Source organism: Massilia sp. W12 (genome assembly GCF_037300705.1).
In the GTDB taxonomy this organism is placed as follows: domain Bacteria; phylum Pseudomonadota; class Gammaproteobacteria; order Burkholderiales; family Burkholderiaceae_D; genus JACPVY01.
The window spans coordinates 682557-700363 of sequence record NZ_CP147776.1; the positions used below are offsets into that span (position 1 = coordinate 682557).

Genomic DNA, 17807 nt, shown 5'->3' on the forward strand with positions numbered 1-17807 from the left:
CTGTTGCCGCGCCGGAGTTCACAGCGGGAAAGTTGAGACGGCCAAAAAAGAGCCGGCGTGAGCCGGCTCTTTTGTGCGAAGAAATGGATTAATTTCCGGTGTAGGGAATGATTTCAAAACCGAGATCCATAATCCCAACCAGCGCCGCTTTGTTTTCCGTACTCTCAGAAAACGCCACCAGCACATCCGCTTTTGTGCCTTTGTTTTCATTCAAGACATTGGTCCAGAATTGGATGCCTTCTGCCTCACCTTCACGTTGCAGGACGTTGTGGTATAGCTTGCGCACCAGGTTTTCATTGCTCAGGTCGAATCCATACAGGCGGTAAAACTCTGCTGAGCGGATAAAGCCCTCCGCCACTTGGTTCAAGGTCACGCCCAGTTCCAACTTCCTGGCCCAGTAGCCAAGGCCGGTGGCGTCGCCATCGCGCGCCAGAATCGCGCGGTACATGCGGTAAGCCTGTGCCGTGTATATATCATCGCCAAAAGAGAAGGAGGTGTCCGCAAAGGTGAGCAGCTCGACATTTTTGACGACATCTGTGCCATCCGGATTGCCGCGCGTGCCATTGGCTTTGACCGTCCAAATGCTTGGCCCTTCCAGGGTAATTTCATAGTCGGCCCGATTACCCATAAAATACGCGACATCTTTGCCAGCGCCGCCATCGATCGTGTCATTGCCGGCGCCGCCTGTCAGCGTGTCGTTGCCGGCCATTCCCTGCAGTTCATTATTGAGGGTGCTGCCCTGGATAAAATTATTCCCGCTATTGCCGGTTCCTGTCTGCGGAATCTGCTGCCCGTTGATAATTTGACCCAGTGCGCTATTGCTTAAATTCGGACCCCAGTTAAGCGTCAGATTTTCCACATTATCCGGCAGGGTGTAGGAACTGAGCATGGAATAAGCAGTATCCGTACCATTGTCGCTTATTTCGCTGATGGCATCGCTCGCATTGTTCACTAAATATTGATCATTGCCGGCGCCGCCACTCAAGGCATCCGCTCCGCTGGAGCCTGGCAGCGCATCGCTTCCTGCGCCACCGGTGACATTTGAACTTTGGGTAAGCCAATAGCCGGTCTGCAGCCTTTCGCCTTTCAATGTGGTCCACCAATTGGTCAAATTCATATCAAACAATGAACCATCCGTGGTGCTCAACAGCATGCTCTTGCCATCTGCCGATGTGGCGCGCATATCAACGCCGCTGGCAATGCTTGGCTTCTGGCTGTCATGCGTCAAAATCTGCAAGCTTTTGGTTTGATAATCATATTGAAACAGATTCATCCCAACCGTATTGCTTGCCAGCATGGCAGGGGGATACAGCTGGTTGTAGTCATCTATCGCGTACACCAGATTGTTGGCGTCGCTCAGGATGGCGCGTACATAATGGGTGCCTGGCAACTTGTCATTTTGGTCGACCATGGTCAACTCTTTGAGGTCGCTGTCGCCATTGATGCGCAGGATCAAACCTTGCGGGCCGCCGGACCAGAATTGCTTATCGCCAACCGCCTGCAGTGCGCCATTTGGCACGAAACGGTGCTCGGCCGCCGCCGGGCTGACCAGCTGAGTCAGGGAGCCGGAGACGACGCTGCGATATACCAGTCCGCCCGTGAGGGACGAACTGGTATTGGAAGTCAGATTGCTTGCGTAAGTGTGGAAGTACAGCGTTTGCCCATCGCTGCTGAAGGATGGGCTGTAACTATGGTTGTTCGCCTCGGCTCCTGCAGGACTGTATGAAACACGCTCCAGCTTACCGCTTTGCAAATCGCGCATGAAAATGTCGGACATGGTCCGATAATCATTTTTGACCAGATTATCCGATTCACTTGCAAAAGCGAGATAACGCCCATCAGGCGACATACTGTAGTCCTGCTGAATCCCCTTATTGGCAGGCAGGGTGGCGCCATGGCTGACCGCCGTGACTTTCTTGGTGGCGACATCGCTGGCGAATAATTGATACTGGGTGCTTTCGGTTTGCGTGCCTTTATTAATCACCTTTTCCGTCAGATAAGAGATGACGCCGCCAGTCTGGGATATTTTCAAACCGGTCAATACGCTATCCAGATCACTATCGGATACGACCTTGGTGTACACGCCGCTGGCGATGTCTTGCTGATAAATCACCTCAGCCACGCCTTCTTGCACAATCATGGCGATCTTTTTACCGTCTGAAGACAGAACGGCATCAGTGATTTGACTCTTGCCATCGGGGGCAGTGACTAGGGTGGCGGCTTGCGTCATGTGAAAATCTCTGTCTGAATATTGAGGCCGCTGCAACAGGCGGGATAAGCGGGCTGCTGATGCATGCGGCGCAACTGAAAACCGGGTTGTATAGGCATCCGCTGCGGTATGCCGGGTCGATCGATTCTTGCATGTGGCTATCAGGGTGTCAAGCAAACCCCGGGCTTGAATTTTCCAAATTGCAACAGAATGCAAACCGCCTGCAAGCGTAAAGCACAGGTACAATGACGCTTTCGCGCCATCCTGGCCCATCTGTCTATCTCATCTCTTCATGCAAGATCTGCTCGATAATCTGAACCCGGAACAACTCGCCGCCGTGACTTTACCGGCGCAACACGCCATGATTTTAGCCGGCGCCGGCTCCGGCAAAACCCGGGTCTTGACCACCCGCATCGCCTGGTTGATTCAAACCGGCCAGGCCTCGCCCGGCAGCGTGCTGGCGGTGACCTTCACCAATAAAGCCGCCAAGGAAATGCTGGCGCGCCTGGGTTCCATGTTGCCCTTGAATTTGCGCGGCATGTGGATCGGCACTTTCCATGGTCTGTGCAACCGCTTTTTGCGCACCCATCACATGGACGCCGGTCTGCCGCAGAGTTTTCAGATCATGGACAGCAGCGATCAGCTCGCGGCCATCAAGCGCATGTTGAAAGCCCAGCAAATCAGCGAAGAGCGCTACCCGGCCAAGGATTTGCAGCACTATATCAACCACGCCAAAGAGGCCGGCTTGCGCGCGCAGAATCTGAGCGGACACGACCCGCGCACGCGCAAGCTGAATGAACTGTTCGCCGCCTACGATGCGCAATGCCAGCGCGAAGGCGTGCTCGACTTTGCCGAATTATTGTTGCGCTGCTATGAAGTGTTGCTGCGCAACCAGCCCCTGCGCGAACATTATCAGGCGCGTTTCCGCCACATCCTGGTGGATGAGTTTCAAGACACCAATGACTTGCAATACAAATGGCTCAAGCTTTTAAGCGGCGAAGGGCGCGCCGGCGCAGTCTTTGCAGTGGGCGATGATGACCAGAGCATTTACGCCTTTCGCGGTGCGAATGTCGGCAATATGCTCGACTTCACCCGCGAATACCAGGTCAATAATCTGATCAAGCTGGAACAAAACTACCGTTCGCACGGCAATATCCTCGATTGCGCGAATCAATTGATTGCGAATAACAGCGCGCGACTGGGTAAAGACTTGCGCACCGATGCCGGGCATGGCGAGCCGGTGCGGATTTATGAAGCGCAAAATGATTTGCAGGAAGCGCAATGGGTGGTGGAAGAAGCCAAAAACCTGATTGCGCACGGCGCGGCGCGGCGGGAAATTGCGATTTTGTATCGCTCGAATGCGCAAAGCCGGGTGTTGGAACACGCCCTGTTTTCCGCCGGTCTGCCGTATCACGTGTATGGCGGCCTGCGCTTTTTCCAACGCGCCGAAGTCAAACATGCAGTCGCCTATCTGAGTTTGATGGACAATCCGCACAATGACTCCGCCTTCTTGCGCGTGGTCAACACCCCCGCGCGCGGCATCGGCCCGAAAGCGCTGGAACAGCTGCAGGATGCAGCGCAACAGCAAAACCTTTCTTTATACGCAGCCGTGCCGTATGTGGCGGGCAAGGCTGGCGCGAATCTGGCCAAATTCGTGTCCCTGATTGAATCCATGCGCTTTGCCAGCGGTCCCATGCCCTTGCCGGAAATGGTGGAGCAGGTGTTGCAGCAAAGCGCATTGCTGACTATGTATGAAAACGATGAAGAGCATGCCGACAAACTGGAAAACTTGCGCCAGATCATCGGCGCGGCGCGTCTGTTTTTAAGTGAAGAAGGCTATGCGCGCGAACATCCGGCCTGCGCCGGCCCGGCGCTCTCCTCTGATCTGGTGGAAATCGACAACGGCCCGCAACTCGACGACGCCGATAAACCCTTGCGCATGCTGCTCTCGCCGCTCACTGCATTCCTGCAGCACGCCGCGCTGGAAGCCGGCGAAAACCAGGCCCTGCAAGGACAGGATGCCTTGCAATTGATGACCGTGCATGCGGCCAAGGGCCTGGAGTTTGACAATGTGTTTATCACCGGTATGGAAGCCGGCCTGTTCCCGCATGAAAACAGCGCATCGGAACGAGACGGACTGGAAGAAGAGCGGCGCCTGATGTATGTCGCCATCACGCGCGCGCGCGACCGCCTCTATCTGTCCCTGGCGCAAAGCCGCATGTTGAATGGCCAGCAGCGCTACCAGACCCGCTCCGGTTTTTTGGACGAATTGCCGGAAGCCGCATTGAAATGGCTGACCCCGCGCCAAAACGGCGGCTGGTTCGCGCCGCCCAAATCCAGCTGGGATCTGGCGCAAGACCTGGCGGCGGATGATTTACTGGCGCAACGCATGCGCCAGGCCGACGACGCGCGCAGCGGCTGGCGCGCCGGACAAAATGTGCGCCACAGCCGTTTCGGCGATGGCGTGATTGTCAAACTGGAAGGCGAAGCCGGCAATTTGCGCGCCAAAATCAACTTTGGCGCAGAGGGGATGCGCGTGTTGGATTTGAGCATCGCCAAGCTGGAAGTCTTGTAATCAGCGCCGTGTGGCGCGATTTGCCACACGGAAACCAGGTGACTGCCTGTGACAGGCGCAGGCGCTTTCCGCCGCAACAACTTTTGCGGTAAAGTAGCCCACAGCCAACAGCACAGGTTTTTGCCATGTCTTCCGAGATTTTTCGCAAAGTCGCCCTGGAACGCTTGTCCACCCCTGATCAGCTCGATCAGGCGCTGTTGCTGACGCCCGCCAAGAGCCGCCTGGCGTTGTGGCTGGCGGGGCTGCTGGTGTTGGCCATGCTGGTGGCCAGTCTCTTGATCAGCGTGCCGGTGATGGCCAGCGGCAGCGGCATCGTGCTGCAAACCCTGGGGGTGAGCGATGTGGTGGCGGCGCATGGCGGGCGGGTGCGGCGCGTCTTGAGCGCACCCGGGCAAACCATTCAAGCCGGCCAGCTGATCGCTGAATTGTCCCAACCCGAACTCGAAACCGCGCTGCAAACCCAGCATGCCGACTTGCGCGAAGCACAGGCGCAGCGCGCCCGCATCAGCGAATTGCACGCCAGCGACCGCGCCATGCAAAGCCGCCAGCAAATCCAACAGCGCGGTGAATTGCAAGTGCGGCGCGGCGCCGCCAGCCAGCGTCACGCCTGGCTGCAACAGCGCATCAAACAGGATCAACAATTGCTCGCCAGCGGCTTTTTAAGCCGCAACCGCCTGCAAGACACCGAGGCTGAACTCTTGCAGCAGCAGGAAAAACTGGCCGAAATCGAAAGTAATTTGAAAGCGCTCGACAGCGATGCGGCGGCGCGTGAGCATGTGCGCGTGAAGGAATTGTTGGAACAGGATCTGCGCATCAGCAATCTGCAGCACCGTATCCGCGAAGCTGAGCAGCGCTTGCAGCGCGAGAGCCGTCTGCTGGCCGAGGCCGGCGGCGTGGTGGCGGAAATCAAATTCGCAGTCGGCGATGTGCTGTCCGCAGGACAAGCCGTGCTGACCCTGCTGCCGCCAGTCAGCAGTCAGAGCGGACAGCTGGAAGTAATCGCCTATCTGGCCGCCGGCGAAGGCAAAAAAGTCAAACCCGGGATGGCGGTGCGGGTCACGCCGGGCAATGTCAAAAAAGAAGAATTCGGTTCCATCATCGGCACAGTGCAAAGCGTGGCCCCGATCCCCGCCACCAGCGAAGGCATGCAACGCACCTTGCGCAATCGGCAATTGGTTCAAAATCTGTCCCAGAATGCGGCCCCGATTGAAGTCCGTCTGAGTCTGCAGGCCGATCCCGCCAGCGCCTCCGGCTTGCGCTGGACCTCACGCGGGCCGGATCTGCGTTTAGACGCCGGCACCATTGTGCAGGCAGAAGTGGTGGTGAAACGCATCCGCCTGCTGGCGCTGGCCTTGCCCGCGCTGGAAGCCTGGCTGCATCTGGAGCCGATTGCATGACACGGCGCCCGCCATCCCTGTCGCGCGCGGCTGGCTGGCTGGTGGGTGATTATGCGCCCTTGCGCACCGATACCGTATTGCAATTGGAAGTGGTGGAATGCGGCGCAGCCTGTCTGGCGATGGTGCTGGCCTGGCATGGCTGGCATGAAACACTGGAAGAATTGCGCATCGCCTGCGGCGTATCGCGCGACGGCTCGAAGGCTTCCAACATCGTCAAAGCGGCGCGCCAGCGCGGATTGCAGGCCAAAGGCGTGCGCGCAGAGCCGGCTGATTTGCGCGAATTGAACAGTCCGGCCATCGTGTTCTGGAACTTCAATCACTTTGTGGTGCTGGAAGGATTTGCGCGCGGACGCGCCTGGCTGAATGATCCGGCAGCCGGACGGCGCAGCGTCTCGGAAGCCGAATTTGACGCTTCCTTCACCGGAGTCGCCCTGTTATTTGAAAAAGGGCCGGAGTTCCATCCCCATGGCCGGCCGCCCGGCTTGCTCAAACCGCTCTTGCAGCGCCTGCGCGGCAGTGGCGACGCTTTGCGCAATCTTTTTCTGGCCAGCCTGATTCTGACCTTGCCCGGCTTGATCGCGCCGGCCTTCTCGCGCCTGTTCGTCGATTTTTATCTGGTGCAGAAACTGGAAGATTGGCTCGACGCCCTGATTGCCGGCATGCTCTTCATGGCGCTCTTGCGCATGCTCTTAACCTGGTTGCAGCAATGGGCTTTGCTGCGCCTGAATAACGGACTGGCGCTGTCCTGGGCCTCGCGTTTTGTCTGGCATTTATTGCGCATGCCCCTGCCGTTTTTTCAGCAACGTTTCGCCGGCGAAATCGGCGCGCGCGTGATGATGAATGACAAACTGGCCCAGCTGGTGGGCGGCGAGCTGACCATGTGCGCCGCGCAGATGCTGGCGGCGGCTGTGTTTTTATTCGTGATGGCGCAATACAATTTGTGGGTGATGGGGGCGGCGCTGGCGCTGGGTTTGCTGAATCTGTCGATTCTGGCCTGGGCCCAACGCCGCACGCAGGAAGCCAGCCAGCGTTTGCAAATGGATCAGGGCAAATTTGTCGCCGCTCTGCTGCAAGGCACGCAACAGATGGAAGCATTGAAAGTCGCCAGCGCCGAAAATGCCCTGTTCACCCGCTGGCTGGGCCTGCATGCCAAAGTGGTGAATGCTGAACAGAGCCTGGGTTTGCAAAGGCTGTGGAGCAATATCGTGCCGCAAATGAGCGCAGGGCTGTTGCTGGCGGCGGTGCTGGCGGTGGGCGGCTGGCAAGTGATGGGCGGACACCTCAGCCTGGGCATGCTGGTGGCCTTGCTGGCGCTGGCCGCCAATTTACAAGCGCCCTTGCTGTCCCTGGTCGGGGTCGGCGCCAAATTGCAGGAAGCGCAAGCGTATTTGCGCCGGATTGACGATGTCATGCAACACCCCCTGGCGACAGAATTCAGCGCGCCCCAGACCCCGCCGCTGGCGGTGGAACAAGTGGCGGGACGGGTTGAAATCCGCAATCTGTGTTTTGGCTACTCTCCGCTTGATCCGCCGCTGCTGGATGATTTTTCCCTGAACATCGAGGCCGGTCAGCGCATTGCCATCGTGGGCGCATCCGGCTCCGGCAAATCCACCCTGGGACGTTTGCTGGCTGGCGTTTGCGAAGCCTGGAGCGGCGAGATTGTGCTGGATGGCCGTCCCCTGCAACAGTGGCCGCGCTTGCAATTGCGCGCTGCGCTGGCCATGGTGGATCAGGAGATATCGCTGTTTGAAGCATCCATCCGCGACAATCTGACCTTATGGAATCTGGAAATCCCGCAAGGCTGGTGTGTGCGCGCAGCCAAAGACGCGGCGATTCATGAAGTGATTTCGGCGCGCGCCGGCGGCTATGCGACGCAAGTCGCGGAAGGCGGGCGCAATTTTTCCGCCGGTGAGCGGCAACGCCTTGAAATCGCCCGCGCCCTGGTCGGCCAGCCGCGTGTGCTGGTGCTGGATGAAGCCACTTCCGCATTGGACCCCGCGATTGAATTGCACATCATGCAGGCGCTGCGCCGGCGCGGCATCACCTGTTTAATCATTGCGCACCGCCTATCCACCGTGCGCGATTGTGATTTGATTCTGGTGATGGAGCAGGGCAGGGTGGTGGAACAGGGCACGCATGCGGAATTGTTGAGCGCACGCGGGCAATATTGGCGTTTGTTGGAGGCATGATGGGCAGACATCCCACATCCCATCGCGAAGACGATGCGCCAGAGAATGCGGAATTCGATCCGGAAGCCAGTTTGGCGGATCTGGATTTAAGCGAAGTCAGTCAAGCCTTGCGCTTTGAGCGCACGCAACGCGCCAGCCTGCGCGCACCGGAAACGGTTGAAGACGCGCCCAACGGGGCAGACGCACAACACGCTTTTGAGGAAGACGCGGCGGATGCCGATGCAGCGGCTTGGCAAGCGGAAGATGCTGCGCAACACGATGTCGCAGAGGCGGCGGCAGAGATCGAACAGCCGGCAGAGCAGCAAGCCGGAGAATACACTCAGGAGTGGGACGAATCCATACCGCAAACAGACACAGAGGATGTGACGGATGCATCACTGCTGCAAGGGCAAGAACAAACCGAACCGGAATGGCGGCAGCAGGCAGAGCAGGACAGCGCATATCTCGACCAGCAGGCCCCGCCTGAAGACTGCGCGGCGCAGGCCGGGCAAGAGGATGCCGCCTGGCGCGACGAGGCTTTGCAAGAGAATTGGCAGTGCGCCGGACAAAGCGGCCTGGATGTGTTGGAAGAGTTGATTGTTGCGCGCACCGGTGTGGCGCGCGAGCAGGCGCGCTGCCTGTGTCAGCCCGGTTTCTTTCTGGATGACCCGGTGCTGCCGCCCTGGTTGTATGTGCGGCATGCCGGGGCCGAATTATATGCCCAGCCATTTGCGGCAGGACGCGCCAGCGGCCCGCGCCGTTTCCTGGCGCATTTGCCGCCGCATGCTTTGCTGCCAGCGCTTGCGCCGCATCCGCATTGGCGCCTGCTGGTCGCGCCTGGCGCGCCGGCCTGCGTGGATGCCTGTCCCGGGCCGCAGGATGCGCCGCAGCAAGAAATCAGCGAACAGGAATTACAGGCGTGGCAGAGCGAGCGTCAATCTTGTTTGCAAGCCTTGCAACCGCTGCTGCACGCGCTGCAGGAAATTGTTCCCTCTGTCACGTCCCCCGCCTTGGTCGATTTGTATTTTGAGGCAGCCCCGCATGCGCGTCTGCAGCAATGGCTGCATGCCTGTCTGGATGAAATCCGCGATCAGCGCAAACCCATGCCCTTGGCGCAAATCGAAGCGGCGAACCTGGATGCGCGCCAATCCGCCTTAATCAAAATGGCCACCGTGCTGGAGCCGCGCGCGCGTCCCAAAAACCGGCAAAACCAGAGCCTGGCCAGCGTCGCATGTGTGGTGGCGCAAGCCCAGGGTTTGCATTTGCACAAAGACGCCGATCAGGGCGTGCCGGATGAAAGCTTGCACGATTGGGCCAAACGCAGCGGATTGCGCTTGCGCAAAGTCGCCTTGCGCAGCGGCTGGCGCCAAGCTTCCGGCTTGCCTTTGCTGGCGTTTTACGCCGATGAAGAGGGCCGCCCGCCCGACCCGCAGGCGTTGCGCGGGCCGGCGATTGCGCTGCTGCCGGACGCTGAGCGGCCCTATTGCTGGCAGGATGCCAGCGGCGCCAGCGGCCAGGTGGATGAAGCGTTTGCCGCGCGGCTGGCGCCCTTTGCCTGGAGCTTGCATGGCCGCCTGCCGGATAAGGTCTTGCATATCCCGGATCTTCTCTCTTTTGGCTGGCGCGCCGCACTCCAGGATATCGGTTTATTGCTGGGCGGCGCCTTGAGCGCCGGCATCCTCGGCATCCTGTCCCCACTGGCGGTGTCGTATGTGTTTCACAGCGTGATTCCAAGCAGTGAATTATCGCTATTGCTGAATTTCGCCCTGCTGGTGTTATTGGTCAGCGTGGTGGCCGGCGTGCTGCATTTCAGCGCCGATCTGGCGGCCTTGCGGATCGAGGGGCGACTGGGCAGCGGCCTGCAAAGCGCCATCTTTGACCGCCTGCTGCGCCTGCCGCTGGCGTTTTACGCCTCACTCACCAGCGGCGACCTGGCCAATCGCATCGCCACCGTGGATGTGGTGCGGCGCAGTCTGGCCAGTTACAGCGTCGCCATGCTGACCTCACTTTGTTACACCGCCGGCGCCTTGGCCACCATGTGTTATTACATGCCGCGCGCAGCCTTGCTGGTGGCGCTTTGCATGTTGATATTCTGGTGCGTGGCGGCGCTGCTGGGCTGGAAAATGGTGAAAAGTCTGTACGAAGGCGAGCAAATCGAAGGCAATATCATCGCCATGGTGGTGCAGCTGGTGCAAGGCATCAATAAATTGCGTCTGGGCGGGGCCGAGGATCGCGCGTTTGGTCTGTGGGGACGCGGTTTTGCTGAATTACGCACCCGGCTGGGGCGCGGCAAGATTTTGAATGTGTATCTGCTTGCATTGGTGGCGCTGCTGGAAACCGCCTTGCCGGCCACCGTGTTTGCCTTGCTCGGCTATGGCGACGGCGAAAAACCGGACACTGCCAGTTTTTTAGCATTGATCGCGGCCTTGGCCACCTACAGCGCCAGTGGTTTGAGCGTGGGACAGACATTATGCCGCTTGATCAGCCTCAAGCCCCTGTTTGAAAGAATCCGCCCGATTTTGCAAAATCAGCCGGTGGCGGCGGCGGAGGGCGAAGACCCCGGCCCGATTAATGGGGCGCTGGAGGTGGCCGGCTTGAGTTTTCGCTGGCCCGGACAGCGCGACGACTTATTGCACGACATTTCATTTCAAGCCCCGAGCGGCAGTTTTACCGCGATAGTCGGCAGTTCCGGATGCGGCAAATCGACCTTGTTGCGCCTGCTGCTGGGCCTGGAGCAGGCCAGCGCCGGCAGTATTTATTATGATGGCCGCGATTTGCGCAGTCTGAACCAGGATCAATTGCGGCGCCAGATTGGCGTGGTATTGCAAAGCGGCAAGACCATGCCCGGCACTTTGTATGAAAACATCAGCGTGTCCCACCCCTGCAGCATTGAACAAGCCTGGGAGGCGGCGCGCTTAGCCGGCTTGGAGGAAGATATCCGCGCCATGCCGATGGGCATGCACACCGTTTTGCCGGAAGGCGGGGCTGCGCTTTCCGGCGGCCAGGCGCAACGCCTGTTGCTGGCGCGCGCATTGGCCGGGCAACCGCAAATACTGCTGCTGGATGAAGCCACTTCGGCGCTCGACAACCGCACCCAAGCCTGGATCACCTCATCGCTGGCTGCGATGGCCATGACGCGGGTGGTGATTGCGCACCGCTTATCGACGGTGCAAAAAGCCGATCAGATCCTGGTTTTGCACCAGGGCCGGATTGCAGAGCGCGGCACATATCAGGAATTAATGGAAATGCAAGGCTTGTTTGCCGCCTTGGCGGCGCGCCAACTCAGCTGAAAAATGCCGCGCGCCCTGCGCCAAAGCGCCTTGCAACGGGGCAGGGCTTGGACTATGGTAAAGAGACCGCGCCGCAGGGCGCTGTATGAGGGGCAGCTGTCTGGCTGCTGACGATCTTGATTCCGGCGCAAACATCCTGCGCCGGCCTTTAACGGGACAGACGATGCGCAAGGTTTTGTACATCCTGGGCGAGTTGTCAGATGACGATGTGGAATGGTTGGCTGCGCATGGCAGCCGGGAAAAAGTCAAACAAGGCCATATTCTCGTCACTCAGGGAAAACCGCTGTCCTGCCTGTATTTCATTCTCGATGGTCAATTTGAAGTCAGCGTTGCCGGCGGTGGCCGGCTGGCGCTGGTCGGCTGTGGCGAAATCATCGGTGAAATTTCCATGATAGACGGCAGGCCGCCGACAGCCACGGTCAGCGCTTTGAGCGATGGCGTGGTGTTGGCGCTGGAGCGCAGCCGTTTGCAAAAAAAACTGGCGGCGGATATCGCTTTTGCCGCGCATTTCTATCGTGCCGTTGCGCATTTTCTGGCTGAGCGCATGCGCGCCACAGTGCAGCGCATCGGCAGCAAGCAAGCGCAGGATGTGGAATTGGATGAAAGCTTGCTCGACAACGTGCATCTGGCCGGCGCCAGATTCGACAGAATATTAAAACGCTTCCAAGGCTAGCGGCCAGCCGGGTTGGCGATTGAAAAGCAAAGGCAGCACTTATAACTGAATTCAGCGTGGGAGAACGTCATGGCGGAGAATAAAAAGACTTGGCCCGGGAATGACCTGTCTGATGAAGACTTGGACATGGTGGTAGGCGGGGCTGGCGCGCAAAATGTTGATCTGGACGCCCATCCTGAGCTGCAGCATGGCGAGCACAGCCAGGACGCCAAACCGGGCGATACGGGGAAACCGGGGGATACGGGGAAACCGCCGCAGGGGGATGGCAAAAATCAACCCCCGCAGGGTAAACCCGGCGATACGGGCAAGCCGCCGCAGGGCGATGGCAAGAATCCGCCGCCGCAGGGCAAGCCGGGGGATACGGGTAAGCCGCCACAAGGCGATGGTAAGACACAGCCGCCGCCACAGGGTAAGCCGGGCGATACGGGCAAGCCGCCGCAGGGAGATGGCAAGAATCCGCCGCCGCAGGGCAAGCCGGGGGATACGGGTAAGCCGCCGCAGGGCGATGGTAAGACGCAGCCTCCGCCGCAGGGCAAGCCGGGTGATACAGGTAAGCCGACGCAGGGTGATGGTAAGACACAGCCTCCGCCACAGGGCAAACCGGGCGATACGGGCAAGCCGCCGCAGGGCGATGGTAAGACGCAGCCTCCGCCACAGGGCAAACCGGGAGATACGGGTAAGCCGCCGCAGGGCGATGGTAAAACGCAGCCTCCGCCACAGGGCAAACCGGGCGATACGGGCAAGCCCCCGCAGGGTGATGGTAAGACACAGCCTCCGCCGCAGGGCAAGCCCGGTGATACAGGTAAGCCGCCGCAGGGCGATGGCAAGAATCCGCCGCCACAGGGTAAGCCGGGCGATACGGGCAAACCGGGCGATACGGGCAAGCCGCCGCAGGGCGATGGTAAGACACAGCCTCCGCCACAGGGCAAGCCGGGTGATACGGGTAAGCCGCCGCAGGGCGATGGCAAGAATCCGCCACCACAGGGCAAACCGGGCGATACGGGGAAACCACCTCAGGGCGATGGTAAGACGCAGCCTCCGCCACAGGGCAAACCGGGCGATACGGGCAAGCCGCCGCAGGGTGATGGTAAGACACAGCCTCCGCCACAGGGCAAGCCGGGTGATACGGGTAAGCCGCCGCAGGGCGATGGTAAAACGCAGCCTCCGCCACAGGGCAAACCAGGCGATACGGGAAAGCCGCCACAAGGCGATGGTAAGACGCAGCCTCCGCCACAGGGCAAGCCTGGTGATACAGGGAAGCCGCCGCAGGGCGATGGTAAGACCCAGCCTCCACCGCAGGGCAAACCGGGAGATACGGGCAAGCCGCCGCAGGGCGATGGTAAGACACAGCCTCCGCCGCAGGGCAAACCGGGTGATACGGGAAAACCGCCGCAGGGTGATGGCAAAAATCCACCGACGCAAGGCAAACCGGGCGATACAGGCAAACCGCCGCAGGGCGATGGTAAAACGCAGCCTCCGCCGCAGGGCGATGGTAAGACCCCGCCACCGCCACAGGGCAAGCCGGGCGATACGGGCAAGCCGCCGCAGGGCGATGGTAAAACACAGCCTCCGCCACAGGGCAAACCAGGCGATACGGGGAAGCCGCCGCAGGGCGATGGTAAGACACAGCCTCCGCCGCAGGGCAAACCAGGCGATACGGGGAAGCCGCCGCAGGGCGATGGTAAGACCCCGCCACCGCCACAGGGCAAGCCGGGGGATACGGGGAAGCCGCCGCAGGGCGATGGTAAGACACAGCCGCCGCCACAGGGCAAACCGGGCGATACGGGCAAGCCGCCACAGGGCGATGGTAAGACACAGCCGCCGCCACAGGGCAAACCGGGCGATACGGGGAAACCGCCTCAGGGCGATGGTAAGACGCAGCCTCCGCCACAGGGCAAACCGGGCGATACGGGCAAGCCGCCGCAGGGCGATGGTAAAACGCAGCCTCCGCCACAGGGCAAACCTGGCGATACGGGTAAGCCGCCGCAGGGCGATGGTAAAACGCAGCCGCCGCCACAGGGCAAACCGGGCGATACGGGCAAGCCGCCACAGGGCGATGGTAAGACCCAGCCTCCGCCACAGGGCAAGCCTGGTGATACAGGGAAGCCGCCGCAGGGAGATGGTAAGACACAGCCTCCGCCACAGGGCAAACCGGGCGATACAGGCAAACCGCCGCAGGGCGATGGTAAAACACAACCGCCGCCCCAGGGTAAGCCGGGTGATACTGGCAAGCCCGGCGATTCAGGCAAACCGCCGCAGGGCGATGGCAAGACGCCGCCGCATCACCATACAAACGGCATGCCAGGCATGCCGCCGGTTGGCGGGTTTGGCGACTGGGGCGAGCATGGGCCGCAAAGCGATTATGGCCAGGTCGCACAAGAAGCTTTTATGGAAGCCTGGAATGATGGCGACACTGATATGACGCCGGAAGAAGCCTTCCAATCCGCCATGGACGCCATCCGCGATGTGATGGAAGATTCCGGTCTGGATATGAGCAATTTTGAGACCGATGTTGAAACCGCATTTGAAGTTTTCACCAATGCACTGGAGGATGGTGAAGAACCGAACGAAGCGTTCAATATGGCGCGTGAGGCGGTGGAGGAAGCGAATCGCGACAACTTCGGCCCTGGCATGGGCGGCAGTATGTAAGGGGGCGGCTGCGGGCGCGATGATGTAAGCCTGCAGCGCCCTGAAAAACAAGCGCGTGCTCAGTATGGACGGGATTTATCAGACAGGATGTTGCTTGCCGGAAGCAAACAGGCGCTGACTTGGGCTGCTGCATGAAACACAGCGCAAAAAAGCGCTGCCCAGGCAATCCAAGCGCGCTGCCTTCGGTTAGAATCGCAGCATGAAAATCCTGATCAGCAACGACGATGGCTATCTCGCGCCAGGCATTATTGCCCTGGCGAATGTGCTTGGCCAGTTCGCCGAAGTCACCGTGGTCGCGCCGGACTCCAACCGTTCCGGCGCTTCCAACTCCTTGACGCTCGACCGCCCGTTGCGCGTCTCGCGCGCCTCCAATGGTTTTTATGTCGTCAATGGCACCCCTTCCGATTGTGTGCACATCGCCCTCACCGGCTTGATGGATTCGCGCCCTGATCTGGTGGTGTCGGGCATCAATAATGGACAGAATATGGGGGATGACACCCTGTATTCAGGCACTGTCGCAGCGGCAACCGAAGGCTATTTGTTCGGCATCCCGGCGATTGCTTTTTCGCAAGTCGCGCATGGCTGGACTGAGTTGGACAGCGCCGCCCGCATCGCCGCAGAACTGGTGCAGCGCCGTTTCATCGGCATGCATGCGCCATATTTGCTGAATGTGAATATTCCGAACCTGCCTTACGAAAAACTGCAAGGCTGGCGCGCCACCTGCCTTGGCAAGCGCCATTACGCCGAGCCGGTGATTCGCGAACGCGACCCGCGTGGCAATGAAATTTTCTGGATAGGGCCGCCCGGCCCCACCCGCCTGGCCGGCGAGGGCACTGATTTTCATGCAGTGGCCGCCGGCTTTGTTTCGGTCACGCCGCTGCAAGTGGATTTGACCCACACCACGCAGCTGGCCGTCTTGCGGGAGAATTTTGCGTGAACGGCCGGGGCAAGCAATTTCCGCTGCCCCTGGCGGCTGTGGTCAGCGGTAAATCCGCCCGCGACGCCGCTATCGCCACCCCGCAAACCGCAACCCGAAACGCGCTGGATCATCCCCGTCCGAAAAGCGACTGGCGTCCGCCGGCGCCAAAAGCCCTTGATGTTTTGCCTGAGCGCAGCCCGCAGAATTTTGACGCCATCCGGCGCGCCATGGTGCAACGTCTGCTGCGCCAGGGCGTGCGGGATGAATTGACCCTGGCCGCGATGGATGCGGTGCCGCGCCATCTTTTTATCGATCCAGCATTGAGTGCGCAGGCCTATATTGACGCCTCGATTCCCATCGGGCATCAGCAAACCATTTCCCAGCCGTATATTGTGGCGCGCATGTTGGAAATTCTGCGCAATGGCCGGCAGTTGCAAAGAGTGCTGGAAATCGGCACCGGTTGCGGCTATCAGGCGGCGGTGCTGTCGCAAATCGCCCGCGAAGTCTATTCAATCGAGCGCATCAAACCTTTGCATGATGTGGCTAAAACCAATTTGAGGCCCTTACAACTGACGAATATCCGCCTGCATTATGGCGACGGCATGCTCGGTTTGCCGCAAGCTGCGCCGTTTGATGGCATCATACTGGCTGCGGCAGGACTTGAAGTGCCCCCCGGATTGTTGCAACAACTGGCCCCGGGTGGCCGGCTGGTGGCCCCGGTGGGCGGCAAGCGGCAAGTTTTGCAACTCATAGAGCGCGTCAGCCATACTGAATGGAGCAGTGAGACGCTGGAAGAATGTCATTTTGTCCCGTTATGCAGCGGCACGACATAAGCTGCCGGGATTTTGAAACACGATGTGAAAGCATGAAATCTGAAAAGACTTTGTTGTCATTGTTGGCTGCGCTGGCATTGGCGGCCTGCAGCTCCACCCCGAATAAAGCGCCGGTGATTGAGCAATCCAGTGGCCGCACTCAGGATGCGCGCCCGCTCGCCACGCCTGCGGCCCCCAAAGCGCCGGATGCGCCCGGCCAATACACCGTCAAAAAAGGCGATACCCTGATCCGTATTGCGCTTGACCATGGGCAAAATTACCGTGATCTGGTGGCCTGGAATAATCTGGCCAACCCCAACGATATCAAGGTCGATCAGGTGTTGCGCGTGACGCCGCCGGAATCCGGCCTGACCACGGGCAGCGTGGCGGTGCACAGCGTGCCGCCGCCGGGCAGTACTGCGCCGCAAGCCGTGCCGAATAAAAATTGGCCGCTGGGCGAAAAGCGCCCGTATTCCGACGCCACTCTGGCCGAGCTGCAAAAGGCTGAAGCGCCGCTCAAACTGGCTGAAGCCAAAAAGCCGGCGAAAGTGGATAGCAAGGCCCCGGATACGGCAACCGGCGCCGGCGCAGTGGCCGCCGCCACACCGACGCCCGCCGCGACGCCGGCCCCGGCTGGCAGTTCCGCTTCCGCCAGTGTGCCGAATACAACATCCACACCGACGGCTTTAAGCCCGGAAGATGAAAAAATAGGCTGGATTTGGCCTGCGGATGGCAAGGTGATCGCCGGCTTTGACGACGGCAAGAGCAAGGGCGTGGACATCGCAGGACGTGCCGGGCAGCAAGTTTTGGCTGCGGGTTCCGGCAAGGTGATGTATGCTGGCAATGGAATTCGCGGCTATGGCAATCTGGTGATCGTCAAGCACAGCAACACGCTGCTGTCGGCTTATGCGCATAACCAGGCGATTTTGGTCAAAGAGGGACAAAGCGTCTCGCGCGGCCAACCCATTGCCGAGATGGGTAATTCAGACAGTGATACGGTGAAATTGCATTTTGAGATCCGCCAGCAGGGCAAGCCGGTTGATCCGATGCGCTTTCTGCCCGCGCGTTAAAGCGCCGTTTGGCGTTCGCAGTTTGCTGTCAGGTGCAAAGGTGTC

10 protein-coding genes are annotated in these 17807 nt (G+C 60.0%); 9 read left to right on the plus strand and 1 reads right to left on the minus strand.

Annotated features, from left to right (window positions below):
- Positions 1 to 88: 88 nt before the first annotated feature.
- Positions 89 to 2230, minus strand: a complete 2142-nt coding sequence (locus V8J88_RS02730) for a DUF4214 domain-containing protein (RefSeq protein WP_338847630.1) — start codon at positions 2228 to 2230, stop codon at positions 89 to 91.
- 271 nt (positions 2231 to 2501) lie between these two features.
- Between V8J88_RS02730 and V8J88_RS02735 the strand changes: the two genes are divergently transcribed.
- The 9 genes from V8J88_RS02735 to V8J88_RS02775 all read left to right on the plus strand — a co-directional run bounded on the left by V8J88_RS02735 (position 2502) and on the right by V8J88_RS02775 (position 17762).
- The gene (locus V8J88_RS02735; RefSeq protein ID WP_338847632.1) at positions 2502 to 4784 is read left to right on the plus strand and encodes a UvrD-helicase domain-containing protein; all 2283 of its coding nucleotides are present in this window, start codon (positions 2502 to 2504) and stop codon (positions 4782 to 4784) included.
- A 125-nt stretch (positions 4785 to 4909) separates the two neighbouring features.
- Positions 4910 to 6181, plus strand: coding sequence for an NHLP bacteriocin system secretion protein (locus V8J88_RS02740; protein ID WP_338847633.1), 1272 nt, complete (start codon positions 4910 to 4912; stop codon positions 6179 to 6181).
- Positions 6178 to 8370, plus strand: coding sequence for an NHLP family bacteriocin export ABC transporter peptidase/permease/ATPase subunit (locus V8J88_RS02745; protein ID WP_338847635.1), 2193 nt, complete (start codon positions 6178 to 6180; stop codon positions 8368 to 8370). Before V8J88_RS02740 ends, V8J88_RS02745 begins: the two co-directional genes overlap by 4 nt.
- Positions 8367 to 11639 (plus strand): ATP-binding cassette domain-containing protein, encoded by a 3273-nt coding sequence (locus tag V8J88_RS02750; protein WP_338847636.1) that lies wholly within the window; start codon positions 8367 to 8369, stop codon positions 11637 to 11639. The genes V8J88_RS02745 and V8J88_RS02750 overlap by 4 nt, the downstream gene beginning before the upstream one ends.
- Positions 11640 to 11724: 85 nt before the next feature.
- Positions 11725 to 12312, plus strand: coding sequence for a cyclic nucleotide-binding domain-containing protein (locus V8J88_RS02755; protein ID WP_338847637.1), 588 nt, complete (start codon positions 11725 to 11727; stop codon positions 12310 to 12312).
- Positions 12313 to 12381: 69 nt separating this feature from the next.
- Entirely contained in the window at positions 12382 to 14961 is a 2580-nt protein-coding gene (locus V8J88_RS02760; RefSeq protein ID WP_338847638.1) for a hypothetical protein, read from the plus strand.
- Between the two features lie 199 nt (positions 14962 to 15160).
- Positions 15161 to 15898, plus strand: a complete 738-nt coding sequence (surE, locus tag V8J88_RS02765) for a 5'/3'-nucleotidase SurE (protein ID WP_338847639.1) — start codon at positions 15161 to 15163, stop codon at positions 15896 to 15898.
- Positions 15895 to 16713, plus strand: a complete 819-nt coding sequence (locus V8J88_RS02770) for a protein-L-isoaspartate(D-aspartate) O-methyltransferase (RefSeq protein WP_338847640.1) — start codon at positions 15895 to 15897, stop codon at positions 16711 to 16713. Before surE ends, V8J88_RS02770 begins: the two co-directional genes overlap by 4 nt.
- A 32-nt stretch (positions 16714 to 16745) precedes the next feature.
- Positions 16746 to 17762 (plus strand): peptidoglycan DD-metalloendopeptidase family protein, encoded by a 1017-nt coding sequence (locus tag V8J88_RS02775; RefSeq protein ID WP_338847641.1) that lies wholly within the window; start codon positions 16746 to 16748, stop codon positions 17760 to 17762.
- The last annotated feature ends 45 nt before the right edge of the window (positions 17763 to 17807 follow it).

Bases quoted from the DNA above. Each gene is read 5' to 3' on its own strand.
- V8J88_RS02750 (WP_338847636.1), top strand. From the start codon at position 8,367: ATGATGGGCAGACATCCCACATCCCATCGCGAAGACGATGCGCCAGAG.
- V8J88_RS02745 (WP_338847635.1), top strand. From the start codon at position 6,178: ATGACACGGCGCCCGCCATCCCTGTCGCGCGCGGCTGGCTGGCTGGTG.
- V8J88_RS02775 (WP_338847641.1), top strand. From the start codon at position 16,746: ATGAAATCTGAAAAGACTTTGTTGTCATTGTTGGCTGCGCTGGCATTG.
- V8J88_RS02755 (WP_338847637.1), top strand. From the start codon at position 11,725: ATGAGGGGCAGCTGTCTGGCTGCTGACGATCTTGATTCCGGCGCAAAC.
- V8J88_RS02735 (WP_338847632.1), top strand. From the start codon at position 2,502: ATGCAAGATCTGCTCGATAATCTGAACCCGGAACAACTCGCCGCCGTG.
- V8J88_RS02730 (WP_338847630.1), bottom strand. From the start codon at position 2,230: ATGACGCAAGCCGCCACCCTAGTCACTGCCCCCGATGGCAAGAGTCAA.
- V8J88_RS02760 (WP_338847638.1), top strand. From the start codon at position 12,382: ATGGCGGAGAATAAAAAGACTTGGCCCGGGAATGACCTGTCTGATGAA.
- surE (WP_338847639.1), top strand. From the start codon at position 15,161: ATGAAAATCCTGATCAGCAACGACGATGGCTATCTCGCGCCAGGCATT.
- V8J88_RS02740 (WP_338847633.1), top strand. From the start codon at position 4,910: ATGTCTTCCGAGATTTTTCGCAAAGTCGCCCTGGAACGCTTGTCCACC.